General features: G+C 66.3%; 19 protein-coding genes and 3 pseudogenes. 8 read left to right on the top strand and 14 right to left on the bottom strand.

Features of this window, described 5'->3' with window-relative positions:
- Positions 1–46: 46 nt before the first annotated feature.
- A complete protein-coding gene (locus GGR23_RS16595) occupies positions 47–1930 on the bottom strand; it encodes a branched-chain amino acid ABC transporter ATP-binding protein/permease (RefSeq protein WP_246365657.1) in 1884 nt (627 codons plus the stop codon).
- A 190-nt stretch (positions 1931–2120) separates the two neighbouring features.
- Here GGR23_RS16595 and GGR23_RS16590 point away from each other — a divergent pair, with 190 nt between their 5' ends.
- Genes GGR23_RS16590 through GGR23_RS16575 form a run of 4 tightly spaced genes read left to right on the top strand, consistent with a single transcriptional unit; the run spans position 2121 to position 5783 of the window.
- Positions 2121–3023, top strand: a complete 903-nt coding sequence (locus GGR23_RS16590) for a MurR/RpiR family transcriptional regulator (RefSeq protein WP_183367423.1) — start codon at positions 2121–2123, stop codon at positions 3021–3023.
- On the top strand, positions 3020–3658 hold the full coding sequence (locus GGR23_RS16585; protein ID WP_183367422.1) for a cysteine hydrolase family protein: 639 nt from the start codon (positions 3020–3022) through the stop codon (positions 3656–3658). Before GGR23_RS16590 ends, GGR23_RS16585 begins: the two co-directional genes overlap by 4 nt.
- Positions 3655–4968, top strand: coding sequence for a type I glutamate--ammonia ligase (locus GGR23_RS16580; protein WP_183367421.1), 1314 nt, complete (start codon positions 3655–3657; stop codon positions 4966–4968). The genes GGR23_RS16585 and GGR23_RS16580 overlap by 4 nt, the downstream gene beginning before the upstream one ends.
- A complete protein-coding gene (locus tag GGR23_RS16575) occupies positions 4968–5783 on the top strand; it encodes an N-formylglutamate amidohydrolase (RefSeq protein ID WP_183367420.1) in 816 nt (271 codons plus the stop codon). Before GGR23_RS16580 ends, GGR23_RS16575 begins: the two co-directional genes overlap by 1 nt.
- A gap of 89 nt (positions 5784–5872) precedes the next feature.
- Here the strand turns inward: GGR23_RS16575 and GGR23_RS16570 are convergent, their stop codons facing one another.
- The 4 genes from GGR23_RS16570 to GGR23_RS16555 all read right to left on the bottom strand — a co-directional run bounded on the left by GGR23_RS16570 (position 5873) and on the right by GGR23_RS16555 (position 10734).
- Positions 5873–7717, bottom strand: coding sequence for a methyl-accepting chemotaxis protein (locus tag GGR23_RS16570; RefSeq protein ID WP_183367419.1), 1845 nt, complete (start codon positions 7715–7717; stop codon positions 5873–5875).
- 259 nt (positions 7718–7976) lie between these two features.
- Positions 7977–8354: a response regulator gene (locus tag GGR23_RS16565; protein WP_183367418.1), complete on the bottom strand. Its 378-nt coding sequence runs from the start codon at positions 8352–8354 to the stop codon at positions 7977–7979.
- A 1-nt stretch (position 8355) separates the two neighbouring features.
- Positions 8356–9846: a sensor histidine kinase gene (locus tag GGR23_RS16560; protein WP_183367417.1), complete on the bottom strand. Its 1491-nt coding sequence runs from the start codon at positions 9844–9846 to the stop codon at positions 8356–8358.
- Between the two features lie 138 nt (positions 9847–9984).
- The gene (locus GGR23_RS16555; protein WP_183367416.1) at positions 9985–10734 is read right to left on the bottom strand and encodes an outer membrane protein; all 750 of its coding nucleotides are present in this window, start codon (positions 10732–10734) and stop codon (positions 9985–9987) included.
- Positions 10735–11010: 276 nt separating this feature from the next.
- Here GGR23_RS16555 and GGR23_RS16550 point away from each other — a divergent pair, with 276 nt between their 5' ends.
- The gene (locus tag GGR23_RS16550) at positions 11011–12348 is read left to right on the top strand and encodes an aminotransferase class I/II-fold pyridoxal phosphate-dependent enzyme (protein ID WP_210296998.1); all 1338 of its coding nucleotides are present in this window, start codon (positions 11011–11013) and stop codon (positions 12346–12348) included.
- A 102-nt stretch (positions 12349–12450) separates the two neighbouring features.
- Here GGR23_RS16550 and katG read toward each other — a convergent pair.
- A pseudogene (katG, locus tag GGR23_RS16545) lies at positions 12451–14619 on the bottom strand (catalase/peroxidase HPI).
- A gap of 141 nt (positions 14620–14760) precedes the next feature.
- Between katG and GGR23_RS16540 the strand changes: the two are divergent.
- Together GGR23_RS16540 and GGR23_RS16535 are read left to right on the top strand one after the other, a co-directional pair.
- On the top strand, positions 14761–15660 hold the full coding sequence (locus GGR23_RS16540; protein WP_183367415.1) for a hydrogen peroxide-inducible genes activator: 900 nt from the start codon (positions 14761–14763) through the stop codon (positions 15658–15660).
- Between the two features lie 31 nt (positions 15661–15691).
- On the top strand, positions 15692–16129 hold the full coding sequence (locus GGR23_RS16535) for a DUF1810 domain-containing protein (protein ID WP_183367414.1): 438 nt from the start codon (positions 15692–15694) through the stop codon (positions 16127–16129).
- Here GGR23_RS16535 and GGR23_RS16530 read toward each other — a convergent pair.
- Positions 16126–16659 (bottom strand): DUF1003 domain-containing protein, encoded by a 534-nt coding sequence (locus GGR23_RS16530; protein ID WP_183367413.1) that lies wholly within the window; start codon positions 16657–16659, stop codon positions 16126–16128. The genes GGR23_RS16535 and GGR23_RS16530 overlap by 4 nt on opposite strands.
- 125 nt (positions 16660–16784) lie before the next feature.
- On the opposite strand from GGR23_RS16530, the gene GGR23_RS23480 reads away from it, so the two are divergent.
- A complete protein-coding gene (locus GGR23_RS23480) occupies positions 16785–16907 on the top strand; it encodes a hypothetical protein (RefSeq protein WP_281375749.1) in 123 nt (40 codons plus the stop codon).
- On the opposite strand, the gene GGR23_RS16525 is transcribed toward GGR23_RS23480, so the two are convergent.
- The 7 genes and pseudogenes from GGR23_RS16525 to GGR23_RS16495 all read right to left on the bottom strand — a co-directional run bounded on the left by GGR23_RS16525 (position 16904) and on the right by GGR23_RS16495 (position 25257).
- Entirely contained in the window at positions 16904–17665 is a 762-nt protein-coding gene (locus GGR23_RS16525) for a TIGR04290 family methyltransferase (RefSeq protein WP_183367412.1), read from the bottom strand. The genes GGR23_RS23480 and GGR23_RS16525 overlap by 4 nt on opposite strands.
- A 2-nt stretch (positions 17666–17667) precedes the next feature.
- Positions 17668–18779 (bottom strand): annotated as a pseudogene (locus tag GGR23_RS16520) (CgeB family protein).
- The gene (locus GGR23_RS16515; RefSeq protein WP_183367411.1) at positions 18776–19867 is read right to left on the bottom strand and encodes a CgeB family protein; all 1092 of its coding nucleotides are present in this window, start codon (positions 19865–19867) and stop codon (positions 18776–18778) included. Before GGR23_RS16515 ends, GGR23_RS16520 begins: the two are co-directional and overlap by 4 nt.
- Positions 19864–20994, bottom strand: a complete 1131-nt coding sequence (locus GGR23_RS16510) for a CgeB family protein (protein WP_183367410.1) — start codon at positions 20992–20994, stop codon at positions 19864–19866. The genes GGR23_RS16515 and GGR23_RS16510 overlap by 4 nt, the downstream gene beginning before the upstream one ends.
- Before the next feature lie 2 nt (positions 20995–20996).
- Positions 20997–22112 carry a glycosyltransferase family 4 protein gene (locus tag GGR23_RS16505; protein WP_343066696.1) on the bottom strand — a complete coding sequence of 372 codons (1116 nt, stop codon included), beginning with the start codon at positions 22110–22112 and terminating at the stop codon, positions 20997–20999.
- Positions 22112–24154 (bottom strand): annotated as a pseudogene (locus GGR23_RS16500) (NAD-dependent epimerase/dehydratase family protein). The gene GGR23_RS16505 and the pseudogene GGR23_RS16500 overlap by 1 nt, the downstream one beginning before the upstream one ends.
- Positions 24151–25257: an NAD-dependent epimerase/dehydratase family protein gene (locus GGR23_RS16495; RefSeq protein ID WP_183367409.1), complete on the bottom strand. Its 1107-nt coding sequence runs from the start codon at positions 25255–25257 to the stop codon at positions 24151–24153. Before GGR23_RS16495 ends, GGR23_RS16500 begins: the two are co-directional and overlap by 4 nt.
- Positions 25258–25380 lie beyond the last annotated feature (123 nt).

Raw genomic sequence — 25380 nt, 5'->3', positions numbered from 1 at the left:
GCATGGTTTTCAGTTCCCCTTGTTGTCCTGTCTCGATGGTTGGTTTTCAGTGGCTGTTGCGGCTGCCGATATAGGCTTCGATGACGGCCGGATCGTTGCGCACGGTCGCCGGATCGCCCTCGGCGATCTTCGCGCCGCGATTGATGACGACGATGCGGTCGGACACCCGCATGATCAGCGGAATGTCGTGCTCGATGACGATGAGGCCGAGGCCGTAGCGGTCGCGGATGGCCTTGATTTCCTCGGTCAGCGCCTCGGTTTCTGCCGGGTTCATGCCGGCGGCTGGCTCGTCGAGGAGGAGATATTTCGGCTCCGTGGCGAGCGCGCGGGCGATCTCCAGCCGGCGGCGCGAGCCATAGGGCAGCGTGCCCGCAATGCGGTCGGCGATGTCGAGGAGGTTGAATTCGGAGGCGAGCGCGATCGCCTTTTCCCGCGCGGCGCCAAGGCTGCCGGTTCTCAGAAGGGCGGCCGCGGTGATGTTTTCCAGCACCGTCATGCGTTCGAACAGGCGGATGTTCTGGAAGGTGCGGGCAAGACCGGCGTCTGCCCGCGCCGCCGGATGCAGGCCGCTGACGGTCTTGCCGTTCAGCACCACCGCCCCCGCCTGTCCGGCGATCTGGCCGCAGATGAGGTTGACGAGCGTGGTCTTGCCGGCGCCGTTCGGACCGATGAGGCCGAGGATCTCGCCGGGGCGCACGGAGAAGCTCACGTCGTCCACCGCCTTCAGCCCGCCGAAGCGGCAGGAAAGGCCCGATATCTCCAGCCGGTCGCCCGCCGTTCCGGGCGCTGCGGCGGGGGCGACGGACCGGGTCCGTGCCGGCGCAAGGCGCGACGCGCCCCAGGGCAGGCTGAGTTCTGAAAGGCCGGCAAGGCCGAGCGGCCGGCGCCAGATGGTGAGCATCAGCGCAAGCCCGAGGCCCACTTCCGTCAGGCCGAAGAGCGGCGGCAGCGGGAAGAGGCCGAGGAAGCTCGACTGCCCCTCCGCCTGGCGGAGGATCTGCACCACGGCGAAGATCAGCGCCGTCCCGACCACCGCCCCGGTGACCGAGAAGAAGCCGCCGACGATCAGCATCGCGACCAGCAGATAGGTGAAGGAGAAGTAGAAATCCTTGGGCGAGAAGGCGCCGAGGAAATGACCGTAGAGCGAGCCCGCCGCCATGCCGACCACGACGGAGAGGATCCACCCGCCATAGCGCACGCGCGAGGCCTTGATGCCGAGGGCTTCCGCCGCCACTTCATTGTCGCGGGTGGCGCGGAGCTTCACGCCTGTTGCACTGTCCCGGAACCAGCGGGCGACGAAGACGGCGGCGATCGCCACCACCGCGACGACGACCGGGGTGGTCAGCCGCGGCACGCCGTAGAAGGTCTGGCTGCCGCGGGTGAAGTCCCGCGCGCCGACCAGGATGACATGAACGATGATGAGAAGCGCGAGCGTCGAGATCGCCGCCGCGCCGCCGTTCAGGCGGCTGAGCGGTGCGCCCGTCACCAGCCCGACGACCACGCCCGCGCCGATGACGGCAACGAGCGCCGGCCAGTAGGTGAGCGCCCAGCCCTTCAGGAATTCAGGCAGATGCGGCAGCGCCGACGCCTGCACGGCCGGCTGCATGGTGAGGATCGCCGAGACATAGGCCCCGAGCCCGAGAAAGGCCGCATGGCCGAAGGAGGTGATGCCGCTGTTGCCGGAATAGATCGAGAGCGACAGCACCGCCGTGAGATAGATGAGGAACATCGTGGCGATGCGCGGTCCGCCGGGCAGCAGGAAGTAGACGAGCCCGGCACCGGCGAGAACCAGCGCCGCAAGCGCCGCCGCATCCCTGAAGGTTCGTGCCCTTTCCAGCGAACGGGGGGCGGCAAGGCCTTCGCCCGCCGCCGCCTGCCGCCCGATTTCCGGCTTTTCCCCCTTGAGGGGCGCTGCCTCCGCCATGCTCATGATCCTGTCCGTTCCCCCGTACGGCCCGGCCTCGAAGGCACGGGCGACGCGGCCGTTTGCCGGCCCGGTTTTTCCATGGAGCCTAGCATTGGACGAAAAGACGGCGATGTCAAACATTTTTCAGTTTGCCATTTTCAATTATTTTTGTTGGAATGTTGACATCGGCAAGAACCTGTCGGATGACTGGATCATGAGCATCAAGGACCAACTCAAGGACGCACAGGCCACGCTGACGCCTTCCGAGCGGAAGATCGTCCGGGAGCTCCTGTCCAACTATCCGAGCGCGGCGATGACCACGGCGTCGCGGCTGGCCAAGCGTGCCGGCGTCAGCGATCCGACGGTTGCGCGGCTGATGGCGAAACTGGGCTTCGAAAGCTACGGCGCCTTTCAGGAGGCGCTGCTCGGCGAGGTCGAGGCAACGCTCAATTCGCCGCTCTCGATGTTCGGCGAGCGCACGCCGCAGGCGGGCGAGCAGAGCTATCTCACGCGCTTCCTCACGGCATCGGCCCAGACGCTCGGCACCGCCGACACCGGGATCATGGCGAGCGATTTCGATCAGGCGGTGGCGCTTCTCGCCGATCCGAAGCTGAAGATCCATTTTCTCGGCGGTCGTTTCAGCCGGTTCCTGGCGGGCCTCTTTCACCGCCACCTGCTTCTGCTGCGCGCCGGCAGCCACCTTTTGCCCGACGATTCCTCGGAGCGGATCGACCTTGCCGCCGATTTCGGCCCGAAGGACCTGCTGGTCGTCTATGATTACCGCCGCTATCAGGCGGATGTGGTGGCCTTTGCCGCAGAGGTGGCCGCCCGCAAGGCCCGCATCATCCTCTTTACCGACAAATGGAAATCGCCGATCGCCGACTGGGCGACGATCACCTTCACCGCCCCCGTCGACACGATTTCCCCCTTCGACACCATGATCCCGGCGCTGGCCCAGACGGAAGCGGTCATTGCCGCTCTTGCGGGCCGCCTCGGGGAGACATCCCGCCAGCGCCTCGAGAGCATCGAGGCGCTCCGCGCCCGCCTTCAGGCCGCCTCCAGGGGCGATGCCGACCAGGCCCCACCTTTCGGAAACTTCGAGGACAAGACGTCATGAATGCGCCGATCACCCGCCAGTCGCCCTACCGGGCCGACGATACCGCCCTGTTCTTCGTCGACATGCAGAAGATCTTCTGCCTGCCGGACCTCGACCCCAAGCATCCGGAGCTCAATGCGGAGCATTATTACCACCAGCGCCTGAAGAACCTCGTGGTGCCGAACCAGGTGAAGATGCTGGAAGCCGCCCGCGCCGCTGGCGTGCAGGTGATGCACACCATCATCGAGGCGCTGACGGCCGATGGCCGCGACATCTCGCTCGATCACAAGCTTTCGGGCATCTTCGTCGCCAAGGGCGATCCGCTCGGCCAGCCGATCGACGAGCTCGAGCCGATCGAGAACGAGATCGTGCTGCCGAAGTCCTCCTCCGGCGTCTTCAACTCCACCAATGTGGATTACGTGCTGCGCAATCTCGGCATCCGCCACCTGATCATCGCGGGCGTCGTCACCGACCAGTGCGTCGACATGGCGGTGCGCGATGCGGCGGACCGGGGCTATCTCGTCACCCTCGTCCACGATGCCTGCGCGACGCTCAGCCAGGAGCGCCATGATGCGGCGCTGCGCGCCTATGGCGGCTATTGCTGGATCACCGATACCGAGACCGTGCTGGCCCGCCTGGAGGCACTGAAGCCATGAGCGACCATTCCCTGATCACGCTCGTCACCACCGATCATGCCGGGATTACCCGCGGGCGCGCACTTTCCCGCGCCGCCTACGAGGCCGACACTACGAAGACCTGTGGCTGGGTGCCGGCGAATTTCTCGCTCACCCCCTTCGGCGAGATCGCCTTTCCGAACCCCTGGGGCTCGGCGGGCGACCTGCGATTGAAGCCCGATCCGCAAGCCCGCTTCACCTGCCATCCGAAGGGCGCTGCCACGCCGCTCGATTTCGTGATGAGCGATGTGGTCAACCTCGACGGCTCCGCCTTTGCCGCCTGCCCGCGCACCATCCTCCGCCAGGCCATCGACGCGCTGAAGAAGGAAACCGGCCTTTCGGTGACGGCGAGCTTCGAGCACGAGTTCCAGTTCACCGACGGGGCGGGCGAAGGCGCACCCTTCTCGCTCGCCAAGCTGCGCGGCATGGAGATCTTTGCCGAGGATCTCTTCACCGCGCTCGATCAGGCCGGGCTCGGGCCCGAAAACCTGCTGCCGGAATATGGCGGCCACCAGTTCGAGGTGACCGTGAAACCGGCCGCTGCCCTTGCCGCCGCAGACCGTGCGGTCGCGCTGCGGGCGATCCTGAACGAGGTTGCCCGCACCCATGGGCGGACGATCACCATGAGCCCGAAATCCGCGCCGGACGGCGTCGGCAACGGCTTGCACATCCATCTGAGCCTCACCGACGAAAACGGCAGGCCCGCCACCTACAGCGCGGGCGGTCCGGGCGGTCTTTCGGATCGCGCCGCACGCTTTGCCGCCGGCATCGTCCGCCACATGCGGGCACTGGTCGCCTTCACCGCATGCAGTGCCATTTCCGGCATCCGTCTCCAGCCGCACAACTGGAGTTCGAGCTACACCTGGCTCGGCGACCGCGACCGGGAATCCTCGCTGCGCATCTGCCCGGTCGTGACCATGGGCGGCAAGACGCCGGATGCCCAGTTCAACATGGAATACCGCGCCGCCGATTGCACCGCATCGCCCCATCTCGCCCTTGCCGTGCTGATCTTCGCCGGCCTGCAGGGCCTGAAGGAAAACCTGCCCTTCGCCCCCGTCTTCAGCGGCGATCCCGATCTGCTTTCCCCGGAGGAACGCCAGAGGCTCGGCCTTCACCGCCTGCCCACCTCCATCGATGCCTGCCTTGCGGCGCTCGATGCCGACGGCACCGTGAAGTCGTGGTTCGATCCCCTCATGATCGAGAGCTATACGGGCATGAAGCGCAAGGAAGAGGACCTGATGGCCGGACTTTCCGAAGAAGAGCGCTGCGCCCGCTATGCGGAGATCTATTGATGCTCGGCCGCGCCCTGACGCCCCCTCCCCTTCCTTCCCCGGGGGAAGAGGCCGCCGAGCGCCTGCAGGCGGTCACCGTCCTCAATCCCGAGGGCACCTCGCCCTATGTGCTTCTGTGCGAGCATGCCTCGCGCCACATCCCGGCGCGCTATGCGGGGCTCGGGCTTCCGGAGGCGGATCAGTCCGCCCATATCGCCTGGGATATCGGCGCCAAGATGATGGCGCTGGCCATGGCGGAGGCGCTGGACGCGCCGCTGGTCATGGCGGGTTTTTCGCGCCTGCTGATCGACCTGAACCGGCCGCTGCAATCGCGCTCCTCCATTCCCGTCGTCAGCGAAACGACGCCGATCAGGGGAAACGAGAACCTGACCGAGGCGGAACGGGATTATCGCGTCCGGACCTATTTCCAGCCCTTCCAGGAGGCGGTGGGAGCGCTGCTCGACCGGCGCCGGGAAAAGGGCGTGCCGACGGCCGTCATCGGCGTGCACAGCTTCACGCCCGTCTTCAAGGGGTTCAGCCGCCCCTGGGCATCGGGGGTGCTCTGCTCCCACTCGCTCGCCTTCGGCCAGGCGCTGGTGGCGGCGCTCGACCGTCCGGATGCGCCCTCCGCCGTCAACGAACCCTATGTGATCGAGACCGAAGAGGATTACACCGTGCCGGTGCATGGCGAGGCGCGCGGGCTGACGGCGGTGCTGATCGAAATCCGCCAGGACCTCATCGCGAACCGTGAAGGCGCGCTGGAATGGGCCGGTCACTGCGTGCGGGCGCTTCGCGCCTGCCAATCGCTGGTCGTGCCCCCGGCCGGCGGGGCCTGAACCACGGAAGACCCGCGTCCTCCCGGACGGGAAAAAGCCCCGGTTGCTGCTGGCACCGGGGCTTCTTCACGTCTGGAAGAGGCCGAAGGTCAGGCCGCCCGGCGGGGGCCGGCCAGCGCGGCGGGGCTGCCCGGTTCGCGGATCGCCTTGCGCCGGTTGAGCTTGAACTTCTCCACCTGCGCCGCAAGCAGGCCGGCCTGATCCGCCAGCGCCTGGCTGAGGGCCAGCGCCTGTTCGGCCATGGCGGCATTCTGCTGGGTGGTTCCGTCGAGATCGTGAATGGCCTGCGTCGTCTGGCGAATCCCGTCCGCCTGCTCGGTGATGCCGGTCGCGATGTGATCCACGTTCGTGTCGATGTCGCCGACGAAGTCGATGATCTCCGAAAGCGCCCGGCCCGCCTCGTCGACCAGCTTCACGCCGACGCTCACCTCCTGGGCGGAATGGGCGACGAGCGCCTTGATCTGCTTGGCGGCAGCCGCCGAGCGCTGGGCAAGTTCGCGCACCTCGGTCGCCACCACGGCGAAGCCCTTGCCGCTTTCGCCGGCGCGGGCTGCCTCGACGCCGGCATTGAGCGCCAGCAGGTTGGTCTGGAAGGCAATCTCGTCGATCACGCCGATGATCTTGCCGATCTCGGAGGCGGATGTCTCGATCCGCTGCATGGCTTGAACCGCATCGGTGACGACGACGCTGGATGCGCCCGCCCGGTCGCGCGCATCGCTGACCAGCTTGCGCGTCGACTGGGTGCTGGCGGTCAGGTTGGCGATCGTGCCGTTGATCTGCTCCAGCGCGGCTGCGGTCTCCTCGAGCGCGGCCGCCTGCTGTTCGGTGCGCTGGGCCATGTTTCCGGCCGCGGAGGAAAGCTCGGCGCTGCCTTCGCGGATCTCCCGCGTGCCGGCCATCACCCTTTCGAGCGTCAGCTGGAACGTGGCGATCGACCGGTTGAAACTGTGGCGGATCGCCTCGAATTCCGGCGAGAAGGGCTCGTCGATGGTCATGCGGATGTTGCAGTCGGACAGGCGTTCGAGGCCGGCGCCGAGCTGATCGACCACCGCCTGCGTCTGCTCCGCGCGCAGGCGCGCCTCCTCCTCGCGGGCAATCCGCTTGGCGCGGCGGGCGAGAAGCGCTTCCTCCGCCTCCCTTTCCATCTCCTGCTTGGCCAGCCCTGCCTTCTGGAAGACGAGCAGCGCCCGGGAGATCTCCCCGATCTCGTCGCGGCGCTGGCCATAGGGAATGTCCGTATCGAGCTTTCCATCGGCCAGTTCGCGCATCTTCTCCGTCATCCGCGCAAGCGGTGCGATGGCCCTTGCCCTGAGGAAGGCGACGCCGGCCAGGAAGAGAAGCACGCCCGTCGAGCCGGCGATGATCGCAAGCCGGCTCAGGCTGTTGGCATCCGCGCTTGCGGCGTCCTCGCTCTGCTGCAGGTTCCGCGTTGCCAGCCCGTTGAGCTCCATGACGGCCTCGCGCTGCTGCTGATAGGTGCTGACCAGCTTCTCGAGCACCGGATCGACGATCTCGTATTCACGGCCCGCGACCGGCACGAATTCATTCAGCAGCACTGCCCAGAAATGATCCGCCGAGGCGATCAGCTTCGTCTTCAGGAGCCGCTCCTCCTCCGCGTCCAGAAGGTTGCCGGTCCAGTAGGCACGGCGTTCGTCGTAGAGCTTCTTCAGCTCCAGGATGCGCTTGAGCGCCGTGTCGCGCTTCTCCGGATGGAACTGCGCCTCGTAGGCCGCGGCATAGGGCTCCACGATGTAAAGCGGCGGGGGCAGGAGATCGGCGACGAAATCCTTCTGCCGCACGATGCTGTTGTAGAGCGGACTGTCGATCTTGAGATGATAGAGCGCGTAGTTCTGGATCGCGAGCGCGGCAACGAGGCCGGAAGCCACCACGAGGGCAAAGACGACGAGGAGCCGCGAAATCGAGAGTTTGAGCATGAGATACCCGTCACAGAACTGAATGCGATTCCTGGACTTCATGCCCGTGCTGCCCGGCATCCTGCCGGGGGGAAAGCTCATATCCGCATTTCTGAATAGGATGTGAAGCTGTAGGAGTAATGTGTATTATACATGACTAACGGCCCGTTAATGGCTCGCTTCGCTGGCCTGTCGGGAGCACTTTTTCCATGCAGCCCGGCGGGCGGTGCCGGCCGCCGTCAAAGCGGCCGCGATAATCCGTGCGGACCCTGCCCGGTGCTCAGGCCGCGACCCGTGCGGAGAGCGCGTTGTTGATCTTGCCGAGTAGCCTCGTCATGTCCACGGGCTTTGTATCGAAGTCGACGCAGCCCACCTCGAGGCTCTTGCGGTGATCGCTGGACAGCGCATGGGCGGTCAGCGTGATCACGGGAATGGCGGCCGTCTTCGGATTGGCCTTGATGCGGGTGGTGGCTTCCCAACCGTCCATCTCGCCCAGCGCCACGTCCATCAGGATGAGGTCGGGCATTTCGCTTTCTGCCGCGCGGATACCGCTTGCCCCGTCGATGGCCGAGCAGATCTCGAAGCCGTGCCGCTGCAGGCGGCGGGTCAGCATGTCGCGGTTCATTTCGTTGTCTTCAACAATCAGGATCTTGGGCATCTCAGGCAACTTTCAGCCGTGTCTCGATGATGTCGTTCGGCCTGCCGGTTTCCGTCAGGCGCTCGGTTTCGCCGGAGGCCGCATCCGCCGCCCCGTTCTTTTCCGCCGCGATTTCGAGCGGCAGCATGATGGTGAATGTGCTTCCCTTGCCGAGCGTGCTCGCCACCTGGATCGAACCGCCCATCATCCGGCAGAGCTCGCGGGTCAGGGCGAGGCCGATGCCGGTGCCGCCATACTTGGACGAGGTCTCGTCATCCACCACGGTGAAGCGTTCGAAGATGTGCGGCAGGTCCTTTCCGTCGATGCCGATGCCGGTATCGCGCACCTCGATCCGCACGGCGGCGCCCGTCGGCAGGGTCGAAGGGCTGCACACCAGTTCCACCGTGCCGCCGTGGGTGTACTTGCTGGCATTGCGGACCACGTTTCCGATCACCGCCTGGGTCTTCATCTGGTCGCCCCTGATGGTGGGGATCGACGGATCGAAGGAGACGGACAGGCGATTGCCGTTTTGCTCCGCATGGGGGCGGACGTCCTCGATGACCGCATCGACCACGCTGCGCAGGCTGAAGGTCTCGACGAACAGCTCCATGTGCCCCGCCTCGATCTTGGAGAGATCAAGCACGCTGTTGACGAGGCGCAGCAGATGAACCCCTGCCGCATGGATGCGCTCGATGTCGGGCACATCCTCGAAATCGCCGGTTTCCTCCGCCTCCTCGAGCAGCATCTGGCTGTAGCCGATCACCGCATTGAGGGGGGTGCGCAGCTCGTGGCTCATCTTGGCGAGGAATTCGGCCTTGGCCTTGCTCGCCCGCTCGGCCTCGAGGGTGGCGATGCGCAGGTGCTGGGCCGTGGTGCGCTGGTGGCGCACGACCGCCTCGAGTTCCGCCTGGGAGGCAAGGGCGCGGGCATAATAGACCGCCATCATCGCCACATAGGCGGCGGCCGCCATGGTGGAAACGATGCCGAGGCCCTGCATCGCGGCCTGCGGAATGCCGTGTTCCGGCGCCGGCAGGTAGTAGGAGATCAACCCGAAGCCGATAGAATTCAGCGCGAACATCAGCAGCACCGCATAGCGCAGCTTCACGGAATCGTCGATATAGAAGAAGGCCAGCAGCGGGATGGTCAGCACCCAGGGCAGCGTCGGCGAGGTCACCCCGCCGTAGAAATAGCAGCTCCAGAGAATGCAGAACATCAGGTTCTGGATCGAGAGCAGCGCCAGCGTGTGGTAATGGCCGATCGCGCGCAGAACGAGCGGGAAGATCCAGAAACCGGTGATCGAGGCGGAAAGCACCGCGATGTCCCAGCTCGGCTGCGGATCGAAGAGATAGAGGGCCAGCGGCACCGTGTTGCCGATGAAGGGTCCGAGCAGGTGGCTGATGAGGAACAGCCGCGCCTGCTTGCGCAGGTCCTTGTCGGCGACGATGGAGGCGGGAATGAACCAGTCGACCGCATGGTCGAGCGCGTTGGTCAGCTTCGAGATCGAAAGGGTCATCGGCATCGCCCGAGTTAATTTTCACATGACAAATGTTGCCTGTGCTAACTTTAGGCATCCGCAATTGATAATACGTTAAACAGGCGCGGGGGGACCACCGGCGCCTGCAAAAATCCCGTTCTGCGGGTAAGGCCGATCTCAGAACTTGTAGCTCAGGGTGATCCTGATGTCGTTCAGCGACGGTTCCTGGGTGCCGGAAAGGCCGGGGAAGGCAACCGTCGAGACATTGGTGTAACGGTTGAACCGCGTGTAGCGGTACTCCAGGCCGGCGATCAGATTGTCGGTGAGAGCGTAGTCCACCCCGATCCCGGCGGTCCAGCCGTAGCGGGTATCCTCGATGGGTTCGGAGACCCGCAGCGGCACCAGCGTGTAGACGTTGCGGATGCGCGCGGCCGCAAGACCGCCCGTGCCATAGACCATGAAGCGGTCGAGGGCGATGCCGGCACGCCCGCGCAGCGAGGCCTTCCAGTCGTAATTGTCGTCGCCGCGGCCGAGATTCTCGATCGTATCGATGAAGGTGCCGCGCAGGTTGCTGAGCTCGAAATCCGCCTCCGCACCGAAAACGAAGGAGCCCTTCTGCATGTTCGCACCGGCCTTGATGCCGCCGGATTTGCCCTTGGGCTCGTAGTCGAAGAACATGTTGCGGGGTGCGCCGGTGGCCGTCACGTATTCGGTGGTCCGGTCCTTGCCCCAGCTGTAGCTTGCAGCCGCACCCACATAGGCGCCGGACCAGTCATAGGGGCCGGTCTCGTAAGGGGCGGCTTGCGCTTCCAGGTCCGCGGCCCTTGCCGTGGCAGCCGGCCCGCCGCCGATCGCCAGGACGGCAACCATGGCTGAAAGGACCGCCCGGATACGAGCACTATGGGGTTCCTGACGATTCACAGACATGGCAACGTCCCTGCGCAAACGAAGTTATCGAAGCCAACAATAGGTTTGTATGGTTAATGAATGCTAAAAGTAGCCGGAACTTTTACCTTGAATGCTAATGGTCGCGTATCTGGATATTCGCAGGCGCTAACGGGCCGCTAACTTTGTCGAGTAATGTACATTTATCCATACGAATAGTTATGGAGGCTAATTTAACCACCCCTTAAAGCCTGAGGGCGAAATCTCCGCATGCAAAAACTTGCACACCCATAAGAACAATCGCAAGCGGGGTTAATCATGACCAGGGATCTCTTCAACAATCAGGCCGTCAGCGCGCTCGGGGGCAGCATGCGCGACTTCCGTGTCCAGAGCGGGCCGGATCTCGCCAGGCGCGGCGACGCCTTCTATGCGTGGCAGAACAACCGCCGCGCCAATGGCCTCTGGCCCTTCTCCCGCTCGACGGAAGCCGGCCCCGGCACCGTCTGCGCCGCCGCCGACGACCGCGGCAACCCGATCCGGGGCGTGAACTTCGCCTCGCAGGACTATCTCAGCATGTCGTCCCACCCGGCGATCAAGGAAACGGCGATCGAGACGATCCGCACCTATGGCGTGCACAGCGCCGGTTCCTCGGCGCTGGTCGGCAACACCAATCTCTCCGTGGCGCTGGAGCGCCGGCTGGCCGATTACCTGCAGATGGAAGAGGCGATCCTCTACCCCACCGGCTGGGCTGCCGGCTATGGCATCATCAAGGGGCTGGTGCGTTCCGCCGATCACATCGTGATGGACACGCTCTCCCATGTCTGCCTTCAGGAAGGCGCCAATGCCGCCACCCGCAACATCTACCAGTTCCGCCATCTGGACCTCGAGCATTGCCGGTCGAAGCTCGAGTCCATCCGTGCCCGCGATACGGAAAACGGCATCCTGATCGTTACCGAAGGCCTGTTCTCGATGGACTCCGACACGCCCGACATCGCCGGCTTCCAGGCGCTGGCGGACGAGTTCGGTGCCCGCCTGGTCGTCGATGTCGCGCATGATTTCGGCGCGCTTGGCGACGGAACCGGCCATATCGGCCTGCAGAACATGCTGGGCAAGGTGGACCTGGTGATGGGCTCCTTCTCCAAGACATTCGCCTCGAACGGCGGCTTCGTCGCCTGCCGCAGCCGGGCGCTGAAGGAATATCTGCGCTTCTACAGCCCGTCGGCGACCTTCTCCAATGCGCTGTCGCCGATGCAGGCCGCGGTGGTGCTGAAGGCGCTCGACATCATCCAGTCGGAAGAAGGCGCCCGGCTGCGCGCATCGCTGATGAAGAACGTCCACCTGCTGCGCCAGACGCTGAGCGAGGCCGGTTTCGAATATTACGGCGATCCCTCCGCCATCGTCGCGGTGAAGATGGGCTCCGAAGGGCTTGCCCGCCTCGTCAGCCGCCGCATCCCGGAGCTCGGCCTTCTCTCGAACCTCGTGGAATATCCGGCCGTTGCCAAGGGCGCTGCCCGCTTCCGCATGCAGGTCATGGCCGGCCACAAGGAGGAAAACATCCGCGATGCCGTCGCTATCCTGCGCGAAGCCGTGGATGCGGCCCGCACCGATCTGGACATGCTGACCGGCTCCCGCGACAAGGCGTTCCTCGCCGCCTGAGACGTCGCGCGGCGGCGGGCTCCCGCCCGTCCGCACCGGCCATGAAAAAAGCCCGCCCCGCCCTTGAAGGCGGAGCGGGCTCTCGTGTTTCTGTCCCGGCGATCAGACGTCGAAACGGTCTGCGTTCATCACCTTGGTCCAGGCGGCGACGAAGTCGTGCACGAACTTTTCCTTCGCGTCGTCCTGGGCATAGACTTCCGCATAGGCGCGCAGGACGGAGTTCGAACCGAACACCAGGTCGATGCGCGTCGCGGTCCACTTGACGGCGCCGGTCTTGCGGTCGCGGATCTCGTAGAGACCGTCGCCCGCGGCGTGCCAGCTGTTGGCCATGTCGGTGAGGTTGACGAAGAAGTCCGTGGTGAGCGCGCCGACGCGATCGGTGAAGACGCCGTGCTTCGTTCCGCCGTGATTGGTGCCGAGCACGCGCATGCCGCCGACGAGTGCGGTCATTTCGTGAGCGGTGAGACCCATCAGCTGGGTGCGGTCGAGCATCAGCTCCTCGGGGCTGACGACGTAGTCCTGCTTCAGCCAGTTGCGGTAGCCGTCATGCAGCGGCTCCAGCACGGAGAAGCTTTCCGCATCGGTCTGCTCGTCGGTCGCGTCGCCGCGGCCGGGGAGGAAGGGCACCTTCACGTCGAAACCGGCGGCCTTGATGGCCTGCTCGAGGCCCACATTGCCGGCGAGCACGATGGTGTCGGCAATGCTGATGCCGGATTCGGCGGCGATCTTCTCGAGCACCGAGAGCACGCGGGCGAGACGCTCCGGCTCGTTGCCGACCCAGTCCTTCTGCGGAGCGAGGCGGATGCGCGCGCCATTGGCGCCGCCGCGCATGTCCGAACCGCGATAGGTGCGGGCGCTGTCCCAGGCGGTGTTGATCATGTCGGTGAGGCTGAGGCCGCTTGCGGCGATCTTCGCCTTGACGGCATCGACGTCGTAATCCCTGCGGCCGGCGGGAACCGGGTCCTGCCAGATCAGGTCTTCTGCCGGCACGTCGGGGCCGACATAGCGGGCCTTCGGGCCCATGTCGCGGTGGGTCAGCTTGAACCAGGCGCGGGCGAAGACTTCCGAGAAATACGCCTGGTCGTTCATGAAGCGCAGCGAGATCTCGCGATAGATCGGGTCGACGCGCATGGCCATGTCGGCATCGGTCATCATCGGGTTGTAGCGGATCGAGGGGTCTTCCACGTCGACCGGCTTGTCCTCTTCCCGGATGCTGACCGGCTCCCACTGTCAGGCACCGGCCGGGCTCTTGCGCAGCTCCCATTCATGGTTGAACAGCATCTGGAAATAGCCGTTGTCCCAGCGGGTCGGATGCGTGGTCCAGGCGCCCTCGATGCCCGAGGTCACGGTGTAGCGGCCCTTGCCCGACTTGTTGGGGTTGGCCCAGCCCATGCCCTGCTCGGTCACGTCGGCGGATTCCGGATCGGGGCCGATGAGGCTCGCATCGCCATTGCCATGCGCCTTGCCGACGGTATGGCCACCGGCCGTCAGCGCCACGGTTTCCTCGTCGTTCATCGCCATGCGGGCGAAGGTCTCGCGGATCTGCGCGGCGGTCTTCAGCGGGTCCGGCTTGCCGTTCACGCCTTCCGGGTTGACGTAGATCAGGCCCATCTGGACGGCGGCCAGCGGGTTTTCCATGGTCTTGGGATCTTCGACATTGCCGTAGCGGCCATCGCTCGGGGCCAGCCATTCCTTCTCGGCGCCCCAGTAGACGTCCTTTTCCGGATGCCAGATGTCCTCGCGGCCGAAGCCGAAGCCGAAGGTCTTCAGGCCCATGCTTTCATAGGCGATGTTGCCGGCAAGGATCATCAGGTCGGCCCAGCTGATCCGGTTGCCGTACTTCTTCTTGATCGGCCACAGCAGGCGGCGGGCCTTGTCGAGGCTGACGTTGTCAGGCCAGGAATTCAGCGGTGCGAAGCGCTGGTTGCCGGTGCCGCCGCCGCCACGGCCGTCGGCCAGGCGGTAGGAGCCGGCGGAGTGCCAGGCCATGCGGATCATCAGGCCGCCATAGTGACCCCAGTCGGCCGGCCACCAGTCCTGGCTGTCGGTCATCAGCGCGCGCAGGTCGGCCTTCAGCGCATCGACGTCGAGCTTCTTCAGCTCTTCGCGGTAGTTGAAGTTCGGGCCGAGCGGATTGGTCTTGGTGTCGTGCTGGTGCAGGATATCCAGGTTCAGCGCGTTCGGCCACCAGTCGGTGTTGCTGGCCTGACGCGTCGTGTGGCCACCATGCGCCACCGGACACTTGCCAACGATCTTCGCGTGTTCGTTCATGGGATTCCCTCCTTGTATTGCTGCATTGCTGCCGGTCCGTCAGCCATGGCACGCCCCGGCGACAGACGGATGAAGGCCTTGTAGGCCATTGGTTCCATAAAATAAAATTGCATTTTCTTAATGGCGCGATAGGTTTTGATTATGAACAACCTTTCGATGAAGCACATGCGCTATTTCGACGCGCTGGCGCGGCACGGGCATTTCGGACGCGCCGCGGCCGATTGTTCCGTGTCCCAGCCGGCGCTTTCCGTGCAGATCAAGGAACTCGAGGCGCTGATCGGCGCGCGTCTGGTGGAGCGCAGCGCAAGGCAGATCCGGCTCACCCCGCTCGGCGAACGCTTTGCCGCCCGCGTGCGCGACATCCTGCAGGCGGTGGACGAGCTCGACGATCTCTCCCGCGCCTCGCGCCGGCCCTTTACCGGGCAGTTCCGCATCGGCGTGATCCCGACGGTTGCGCCCTATCTCCTGCCCCGTCTCATCATGGGGCTCGGCGAAATCTACGGGGGGCTCGACATCCGTCCCCGGGAAGCCGTCACCCGCAAGCTTCTCGCGGACCTGGCCGACGGCCGGCTGGATGCGGCCATCGTCGCGCTGCCGGTTGCCGAGGCGAGCTTTGCCGAGAAAAGCCTGTTCGAGGAGGAATTCGTGCTGGTGCGGCCCATCCGGGAGGCCGGGGCCCCGGTTCCCGGCCTCGAGGAACTCCAGGACAGGCGTCTGCTGCTGCTCGAGGAGGGGCACTGCTTCCGCGAGCAGGCCATTGCCTTCTGCAAGATTGCGCCGACCCCCTCGCGCGACCTCATCGAAGGCAGTTCGCTGACGACGCTGGTGCAGATGGTCGGCGCCGATATCGGCGTCACGCTGATCCCCGACATCGCCGTGCCCATGGAAACCCGGTCCGCATCGGTGGCGGTCGCGCGGCTGCCCGAGCCGCGGCCTTCGCGCACGATAGGCATGGTCTGGCGCAAGACCAATCCGCTGGGTGACGAACTCGCCGCGATTGCAGAAACCATGGCCGGCATGGATCTTGCGCGGAATGGTTGAGGATGCACGCAGCAGCTGCTAGGCTGACGGGATGAGCGATCCCTTCGATCTCAGACGCTTCATCGAGGCGCAGGCCGGCACGTACGAAACCGCGCTCGCCGAAATCCGCCGCGGGCGGAAGGAGACCCACTGGATGTGGTTCGTCTTCCCCCAGCTTGCCGGCCTCGGCCACAGTGCAACGGCCCGTCACTATGCCATCCGCTCCCTCGGGGAGGCGCGCGCCTATCTCGGCCATCCCCTGCTCGGGGCACGGCTGAGGGAATGCGTCGCGGCGCTTGCGGCCCTCGACAGGCCGGATGCGGATCTCGTCTTCGGCTCCGTCGATGCCCTGAAGCTGCGCTCCAGCCTGACGCTCTTTGCGGCCGCAGGGGGCGGATCGCTCTTTGCCGACGCCCTCGGACGATGGTTCGGCGGACCGGACGAGCGGACGCGCGCGCTCCTTGAAGAGGGCCCGGCAAGCGGCGCCTAATCCTCGTCGCGGCTGCGGGTCTCCATCGCATCGAGCACCTGTTCCGGCTTCACGTCCTGCTTCAGTTCCTCGATCTCGGCGCGGGCCTCCACCTCGACCCCGAGCTTCTCGGCCATCGCGGACACGAGGTTGAGAAGCTCCGTCGTCTCGTGCTCGGCCAGCAGGGAGATCTGCAGGTTGAGGTCGGCGCGCTTGTCGTCCACCTCCGCCATGCGGTTCTGGCTGATCATCACGAAGGTGGAGATGAAGATCGCCTCCACCGAGGCCACCATGGCAAGAATGACCAGCGACGGATCGAAAGCGGGCAGAACCGGAAGAACGCCGGTATTGGTCAGGATCCAGAGGCCGAAGATGACCGCATGGATGTAGACGAAGGCCATGGACCCGGCAAAGCGGGTGATGGTGCGGGCGATCCGGTCCTCGAGCGAGGCGTTGTCCGCCTCCTGCTGGCGGCGCTCCAGAAGCGCCTCGATGTTGCGGTCGAGCCGGCCGAGCGTGGTGGTCGGGGGCTTGCGCGGCGAAGGCTGCATCTCGCATCTCCGGTTTCGGGGTGACGGAGAACCGGCAGCCCCCCGCACCGGTTCCACCGCCGTTTTTAGGGGAACCGCCGGCGACGCCCACCGGTTTACGTCCGTAAACTTCTGGGAGACGGCGGATGAACACGGACTGGTACTACCTCATCGGCGGTTCGACCAACACGGCCGCGGGCATGCCGCGCCTGCTGGCGGTGATCGTTCTCTACATCCTGGTCGGGGCCACGGTCTTCTGGCTGCTCTAGCCGCCAAGCCCCGGAACCGTCTCCACCGCGTAATGCCGCTCGCCGCGCCGGCAGAGATAGACCTCGCGCTCCGGGTGCTCCAGAATCGCAAAGCCGGCGCTGCGCAGCATCGCCTCGATCGCCGCCTTGTTCGGGATGAACCAGTTGGTCGGATCCGAGGCATAGCGCTCCTCGACGAAGAAGAGCTTCGGATAATCGGGCCGGTCGAAGACCGCCCATTCCGAGAAGGGATAGTCCTCTTCGAGTGGGGGTATGCGCTCGTCGCCGCGCTGCAGGCACTGGAACAGCATCAGGTCGCCGGCGACGTGCTCGTGGATGAGATCGAGCGCCAGAAGCGGATGGCGCAGGTGATAGAGCACGCCCATGAAGATCACGAGGTCGAACCGTTCGCCGAGCTTCGGCACCTCGTAGACCGACATCTGGCGAAACTCGATGTCGAGGCCGGCCGCCTCCGCGGCGAAGTGCGCCTGCCGCAGATAATGCGGGTCCGCATCGATGCCGACCACCCGGCCGGCATTGCGCCGCTTCATTTCCAGCGCATAGAAGCCCGCATTGCAGCCGATGTCGAGCACGCTGCGGCCTTCGAGATCCTCCGGGACCACATGGCGGAAGCCTTCCCACTTGAAGGCGGGATAATCGCCGAGGAAGTGATCGGGCGCGGTCTGCACGCCGCCGATCTCCAGATTGTGAAACCAGGGGCCGAGCTCCCTGATCCGCCGGGCGAGTTCTTCCGTGCTGCTGCCTGCCGTCCTGTCCATTCTCACTCTCCCATGGCGCGCGCCAGCGCCGCTTCCGGCCGCCTTTCGGCGAGCAGCCCGAGGGCGCCCGCCAGTTCGCGGGCGCGGGCATCGCCCGTATGGGCGGCCATCACCCGGGCCCGCGCCGCTTGCGCCATCGCTCCAGCGCGGCATCGTCGAGCGTCTCCAGCGCGCGGATCACGTCATCGCCGTCGCGGGCGATGATCAGCGCCTCGCCATTGGGCAGCAGGTCGTCCAGCCCGCGCCAGGCATCGCTGACGATCGGCGTGCCGCAGGCCGCCGCCTCGAAGAGACGGACGCTGGGCGACCAGCCGGCGGCGATCATGTCGGCCCGGGTGACGTTGAGGGTAAAGCGCTGGCGGCTGTAGAAGGCCGGATGATCGGCGGGGCCGAGATGCTCGATCCGCTCCACATTGGCCGGCCAGTCGATGTCGCCGGGATATTGCGGCCCGGCCACCACGAAGCGCCGGTGCGGCAGGCGCCGCGCGGGCTCGATGAGGAGCCGCTCCAGCGTCGGCTGGCGGTCGGGACTGTAGGTGCCGAGATAGCCGAGGTCCCATCGCAGTGGATCCCCCGTCGGACGGTAGCGCGCCGCATCCACCGAGCAATAGAGCGGCAGGGCTTTCCTTGCCCCGAACCGCGCCTCCAGCCTGTCCAGCACCGCGCCGCCGGAAAAGGAGAAATAGGCGTCGAAGAGCGGGATCTGCCGGCGCGCGAGGAATTCCTCCTCGCCGCGCTCCAGCCGTGCCAGCGTGACGGGCGTGTCGATATCGTAGAAGCAGAGCCGCCGGGGACCGAGCGCCGCCAGCCGGTCGATGAGCGCCACGCCGTCGGGCACATAGGACCCGACGATCACGGCATCGGCGCGAAGAATCCGCTCGCGGTGGTCCCCGAGAACCGAATCCAGCTCGCGGTAGAGCGAGAAGGCGCAGAAATCCGGCTCCGGCAGGTCGCGGTGGGCCGCATACCACGGCACGTCCCTTTCGAGGAACAGCACCCGGTGACCTTCGGCGGCAAGGCCGCGAAGGAGAGCGCGGAAGGTGGTGGCGTGGCCGTTCCCCCAGGAGGAGGAGAGCGAGAGGCCGAAGATGACGATGTCGAGGCTTCCGGTCATTCCGCCGCCTCCACCCGCGAGGGCCCGTGGGTGCGCAGCAGCCGGTCGACGGCCTCCGCGCGATGATCGTAGGTGTGCTCGGCAAGCACGCGGGCAAGCGCCTTACGGCCGATCTCCCAGGCCCGCTGCCGGTCGAGCCGGCCGATGATCTCGGCGACATCCTGCCCGTCGCGGGCGACCAGCACCTCCTCGTCGGGCTTCAGGAAAAGGTCGATCCCCTCCCAGTGGTCGGTGATCAGGCAGGCACCCGCACCCGCCGCCTCGAAGACGCGGGTGGCGGGCGAAAAGCCGTTCTCCGCCATGCTTTCGCGGGAGATGTTGAGGACGGCCTTGGGCGAGACGTTGAAGGCGTTGTGGTCGCGGGTCGAGACATGGCCGAGCGAGCGCACGTTCCCCGCCATCGGCTTGCCGTCCCAGCCGGAGCCGCCGAGAAGAAAGGCCTGGTTCGGGCTCTTCGCCGCCGGCTCGAGGAAGAACTGCTCGACGCGCGCTTCCCGGTCCGGCAGGCGGTTGCCGAGGAAGCCGAGATCGGCGACGAAGCGCGGATCGGAGGCGACCGGAAAATGCGTTTCCGGATCGAGCGCGTTGTAGACGGGGATGCAGTCGCGCGCGCCGAGCGCCCGGTAGGCGCTGACGACGGGATCGCCGCCGCCATAGGTCAGCACCATGTCGAGGCGGGGAAGGGCAAGCCTCAGCGGATGGTCCGGCGCGGCCTTCAGGTCGGCAAGGGTCGCCGGGGCGTCCACGTCCCAGAAGATCTTCAGCGCCTCCGGCCGGGCCGCGCCCATGACCTCGGACAGCAGCCGGTCGTCCTCGAAGCCGACGCCGCTCGCCTTCACCACCACATCCGCCTCGCCGGCCCGGGCGGCGGCCTGCCGCAGCGCCTCGAGGGTGCCGTCATAGACCACCACCTTGCACCATTCCGGCGGATCGATGTCGCGGTTCTTCTGGCGGTCGTAGACGTCGGGCTCGTAGAAGGTGATGTCGTGTCCGCGCGCGGCAAGGGCCCGCAGCAGCCCCCGGTAATAGGTGGCGGCACCGTTCCAGTAAGCCGAGACGATGCTCGATCCGTAAAAGGCGATCTTCATTCCGCGGCCTCCTTCGGCGCAAGTTTCTCCCTGACATCGAACGTGCCCCGCGCGGCGAGCACCGCCATCAGCTCGTCCACCCGGTGGCGGCAGGTATGCCGCGCCCGGATCGTCTCCAGACCCGCAGCCGACAGGCCTTCGGCGAGATCGCGGTCGGCGAGGATCGCGGAAAGGCAGCGTTCCATCTCCGCGCCGTCGCGCGCCACGAGATAATCCGTGCCCGGGCGGAAGAGATGTTCGGCATCGTTCCACGGCGCCGATACCAGCGGTATGCCCGAGGCCAGCGCCTCGAAGACCCGGATGGTCGGGATGCCGGGAAGCGCCTCCACATAGGGCCGGCGCGGAATGTGCATGGTGACCCGGTGGCGGGCAAAGGCCCGCGGCACCTCCGCATTGGCGATCCATCCGCCATGGGCGATGCCCGCCTCGTCCAGTGCCTGCAGCGCATGGGCGGGGTAGCGCACCCCCCTCACCGCGGTGCGGAGCTTCAGGGCGCGGGCCGGCCGGACGAGAAATTCGAGGATTTCGGCGGAGCGCTCGTCATCGCCCCAGTTCCCGATCCAGACGAGATCGCCCTCCTTCTCCACCTCCGGCATCGGATGGAAGAGGGCGTCGTCGGCCGCCTCGTGCCAGGTGAAGACATGGCTGCCCCAGCCGGCCGCGAGATAGCGCTCGCGCAGCGTCTCGCCGAAGGCAAGAACCGCATCATAATCCTCGAGCGTCAGCCCGGCGATGTCGCCCTCGGCGGAGACGGCCCGGTGGTGGGTGTCGTGGAAGAGAAGCGAAAAGCGCCCGCCGTTCCGCCGCGCCCGGCCGATGCGGGCCACGAGTGCGGGGTCCGTCCATTCGTGGACGATCACCACATCCGCCTGATCGAGCGCCGCCTCATGGTCGAAGTCCGGGCCGTAGCGGCGGCTGACGAGATCGGGAAAAGCGCGGTGAAAACCCTCCACCGCCGCCGCGCCCTGGTCGCGCTCCAGATTCTCGCGGCTCCAGGAATCCGCGGGCTCGAGGGCCTCCGCCCGATGGCCGCGCCGCAGCAGGTCGCGCATGATGCCGCGCAGGAAATGCGCATTGCCGTGGTTCCAGTCGGAGACGAGGGAATGGGTATAGAAGAGAAAACGCATGGCTACTCCGCTGCGGTCTGCGTGGTCGTGATGCCGAGAAGGCGGTCGTGAAGGCGGCTGACGGCTTCGGCCTGGGCATCCACCGTGTAGCGCCGGGCGCGCAGGCGGGCCGCACGGGCAAGATCGGTCCGGAGCGCTTCGCTTTCCGCGAGCCGGTTGACGGCAAGTGCGAAGGCCCCCGGATCGGCGGGATCGGCAAAGAGCGCCGCCCCGTCCCAGAGCTCGCGATAGGTCGGGATGTCGGAGAGGACGAGCGCCGCGCCCGCCCGTGCCGCCTCGAGTGCCGCAAGGCCGAAGGGCTCGTAGGTCGAGGGGGAGACGACGATCCCCGCCCGTTCCATCTCCGCCATGGTCCGGCGATGGGACAGTTCGCCGAGGTGCCGGGCATGGGAGAAGGCGAGGGCCTGCCCGTTCGGCCCCAGCGTGGCGCCCGCCACATGCAGCGGCCAGACCATCTGCGGGGCGGCGCGGTCGAGCACGGCGCCGTTCTTGCCGTCGTCCCACCAGCGCCCGGCGGAAAAGACGATCTCGTCCTTCGGCGGATGCCGTTCCGGGCAGGCGCTGCCGTTCAGCACCACCGCGAGATGGGGGATCGGGCCATAGGCCGCCTTCAGCATCGCCGCATGGCTGCGGCTCGGAGCCAGCACGGCATCGGAGCAGTCGAAGCCCGCCCGGTTCAGCCGCTCCTGCCACGCCCAGTGATCCGGGAGCCCATGACCGCGCACGCCCGCAAACCAGGTGACGACGCAGGAATGGGAGACGGTGACGACAGGAACCGGCAGGCTGAGGCCGGCTGCCTGGGAAGGCAGGTTGAGATGGACGATATCCGCGCCTTCGGAACGGGCGATTGAGGCGATCCGCTCCGGCACGGGCAGAAGGGCCCCGGCATCCCCGGCCATCCAGTCGAGCGGCAGGTCGAGCCAGAGGAGCCGGCCGATCGCCTCCGCTTCCGCCACCTTGTCAGGCGCGGGTTCCGGCCCGAGACCGACGAAGAGGATGCGGGCTTTCCGACAGGCGCGCAACCCGGCGGCGAGATCCATCGCGTGGCGCCAGACGCCGCCCACCGCATCCACGGTCATCAGGATCAGCCGTCCCCGGTCGTGCCGGCCGCCGGCCATCAGGCGGTTATCCTCTGGCGCTTGGCCAAAACCGGTTCGCCGCCGAAGCGATGCTCGACCAGCCATTCGGCGAGGTTGCGCAAGCCGTCGCGCCAGCGCATCTGGGCCCGCCAGCCGAGCGAACGCTCGAGCTTGCCGGTATCGGCGACGAAATAAAACTGGTCGCCCGCCCGCCATTCGCCGAAGGAGGTCTCGAGCGGCCTGCGGGTGAGCTTCTCGATCTCGCGCAGAACGCCGAGCACGCTGACGGCATTGTGCGGTCCGCCGCCGAGATTGAACACCTCGCCCTTCACCCGCTCGATCGAACCCAGCACGGTGCGATAGGCGGCCACCGCATCGTCCACATGCAGCACGTCGCGCACCTGCTTGCCGTCGCCATAGATGGAGATCGCCTCGCCGGCGAGCGCGCGGATGAGGAAATGCGCGACCCAGCCCTGATCCTCGGTGCCGAACTGGCGCGGGCCGTAGATGCAGCTCATGCGCAGCACCGCCGTCGGAATTCCGAAGGATTTGGCGTAATCCAGCACATACTGGTCGGCGACGCCCTTGGAGCAGCCTTAGGGCGTGCAGAAGCTGAGCGGCCGGTCCTCGCCGATGCCGCTCGCCCGGATCGCCTCGTCGGAGGGAATGTAGCGGTCGTCGAGCTCGATCATCTTCAGGTCCTCGAGCGCGCCATAGACCTTGTTGGTGCTGGCGAAGATCACGGGCGCGCGGCGCCCCGCCTTGCGCACCGCCTCCAGCACGTTGATCGTGCCGCGGGCATTGGCCTCGAAATCGTCCATCGGATGGCTGAGGCTCGTCGTCACCGCCGTCTGCGCGGCGAAGTGGAACACCGCCCTTGCATCGGCGAAGGCGGCTTCCATGCCGTGGTAATCCCTGACATCGGCAAGCACCGGATGCACCCGGTCTCCATGCCGTTCCGTCAGCCAGGCAAGGTTCTGGTCGACGCCGGGACGGCCGAGATTGTCGAGGACGATGACCTCCTCGCCATCGCGAAGCAGGCTGTCGGCCAGGTTGGAGCCTATGAAGCCGCTGCCGCCGGTCACGAGGATCGGCGCGGCCGCCTTGGCAAGATGGGGAACGGCGAGTTCGGTCACCGCCTTCAGCCGCTCCACTCCGCCTTCCGTCAGCAGGCGGGCGAGAAGCTTCGGCTGGCCCTCATGGGTGACTGCCCCCAGGTGATAATGCCGGGGATCGAACCAGAGGCCCTCCTGCACCGGCACATCCGGCGGCACGTCCCGCCAGGAATACCAGTACATGCGGTCCGCCGGCACCTGCAGTGCCTGCGCAAAGCGGCGCGCCTGCTCGAGCTCGTCCTGCCGCCAGGTGGAATAGCCGGTTTCGGTGATCCAGATCTCGGCTTGCGGGTTGAAGCGGTCGATGATCGCGCGCATCTCGCCGAGATGCATGTCCCAGCCGCCCCAGGTGCCGGCCTCGCTGTCCCAGGTGCCGGGAAAGCCATGGAAGCCCACCGCATCGACGACGCCGAGCACGCCGCGCTCGCCCATCAGGTTGAGCCAGTGGGGATCGAAGGGGCAAGGGCCGCCGAGCACGGGCCTGAAGCCGCGCTTCCCGGCCCAGTAGGCCGCGCCGCCCACCATCTCGCTGAACATCAGGAAGTCGGTATCCACCCGCCAGTCCCAGTCGAGCAGGTTGTTCGGCTCGTTCCAGAGCTCGATGTGGCGGAAGTGCCGGCCGTAGCGGGTGAGGACGTGATCGACGAAATCCGCATAGGACTTCAGGTCGACGGGCGGGCCGGAGGCGCGCCCCGTGCGCGACAGGGACGGGGGCGTGTAATGGATGCAGGGCAGAAGATCGATGGCCCGGCCGAGCTCGGGTATCAGCCAGTCGAACCAGGCCTCGCCGCCCGGCGCCAGATATTCTGCCCAGGACAGATGGGTGCGCAGGTAGCTCGCCCCGCTGGCGAGGATGTCCGGCAGGACCTCCAGCGTCCGCTCCCTCTCGCCGGGACGGAACCATTCCACGAACCCGTAGGGGCGTGCGGCACCCGCCGCCTTGTCTCCGCTTGCCGGTGTTTTCATGATACCAGACCCCGCTCTTCCAGCTGGCGCCGCATCTCGGCGCCGCGGTCGACCGCGGCCGTGCCGCGCACCCATTCCACGAAGGGCCCGAGCGACTGCTCCAGCCGGTAGCGCGGCTCGAAGCCCAGAAGCTCGCGGGCCTTGGAAATGTCGGCGAAGCAGTTCCTGATGTCGCCCGAACGGGCCTTGCCGAGGATCTCGGGCGCGATGTCGGGAACGCCCATCGCCTCGGCCAGCATCACGGCGACATCCGAGACCGAATAGCTCTGGCCGCTGCCGATATTGATGACGTGACCGCGTGCCTGCGGCTGTTCCAGCGCGAGGCGGAAGGCGAGCGCCACGTCCCGCACATGGACGAAATCGCGCCGCTGCTCGCCGTCCTCGAAGATGGTCGGCGGCTGGCCGTTGGCGAGGCGCGCGGCGAAGTTCGCAAGCACGCCGGTATAGGGGTTGGAGAGCGCCTGGCCGGCGCCGAAGACGTTGAACAGGCGCAGCGCCACCGCTTCCACCTCGTAGGCCTCGCCGAAAATGAGGACCTGCCGTTCCTGCGCATATTTGGTGAGGGCATAGATGGAGGCGAGATCGACGAGCTTTTCCTCGTCGGTGGCGACGGGCTGGAGCGCCTCGCCGTTCGGGCCTCTCGGCTCCCACTGCCCCGCGCGGACCCATTCGGGCCGGCGGCGGATACGGTTGAACCGCGTGCCGTCGGGTCCCTGGTAGAGACCCTCGCCATAGACGCTCATGGAGGAGGCGACGACGATGCGGCGGATCGGCAGGCCGATCATCGCCTCGATGAGGACGGCGGTGCCGAGATCGTTGCCGCCCACATAGCGGGCGATCTCGTACATGGACTGGCCGACGCCGACTTCCGCGGCCAGGTGGATGACCGCATCGACGCCGTCGAGCGCCTCGCGAACGGCCTCCCGATCCCTGACATCCCCCCTCAGGAGCTCCACTCCCTCCGGGATGGCAATCTCGCCATCCGCGTGAACCTGATCGATCAGGGCGTCCAGTATTCGGACCTCATATCCCTTCCCGACCAGTTCTTCCGTGACATGCCTTCCAATAAAACCACACCCGCCGGTAACCAAAATCTTTGACATAGCGCTCTCGAAGTTGGATTAATCGGCCCCCTGAGGAAGGTTGAACCGCTCACGGCTCAAATGGTTCCTCATCAATGACTTCATCAATGACATCCGCCGGCGCAGGCGAGCATCTTCTTCATC

The organism is Gellertiella hungarica, from assembly GCF_014197145.1.
Lineage (GTDB): Bacteria > Pseudomonadota > Alphaproteobacteria > Rhizobiales > Rhizobiaceae > Gellertiella > Gellertiella hungarica.
The sequence above is the reverse complement of the archived record's forward strand: the minus strand, read 5'-3'. Positions and strand labels throughout refer to the sequence as shown.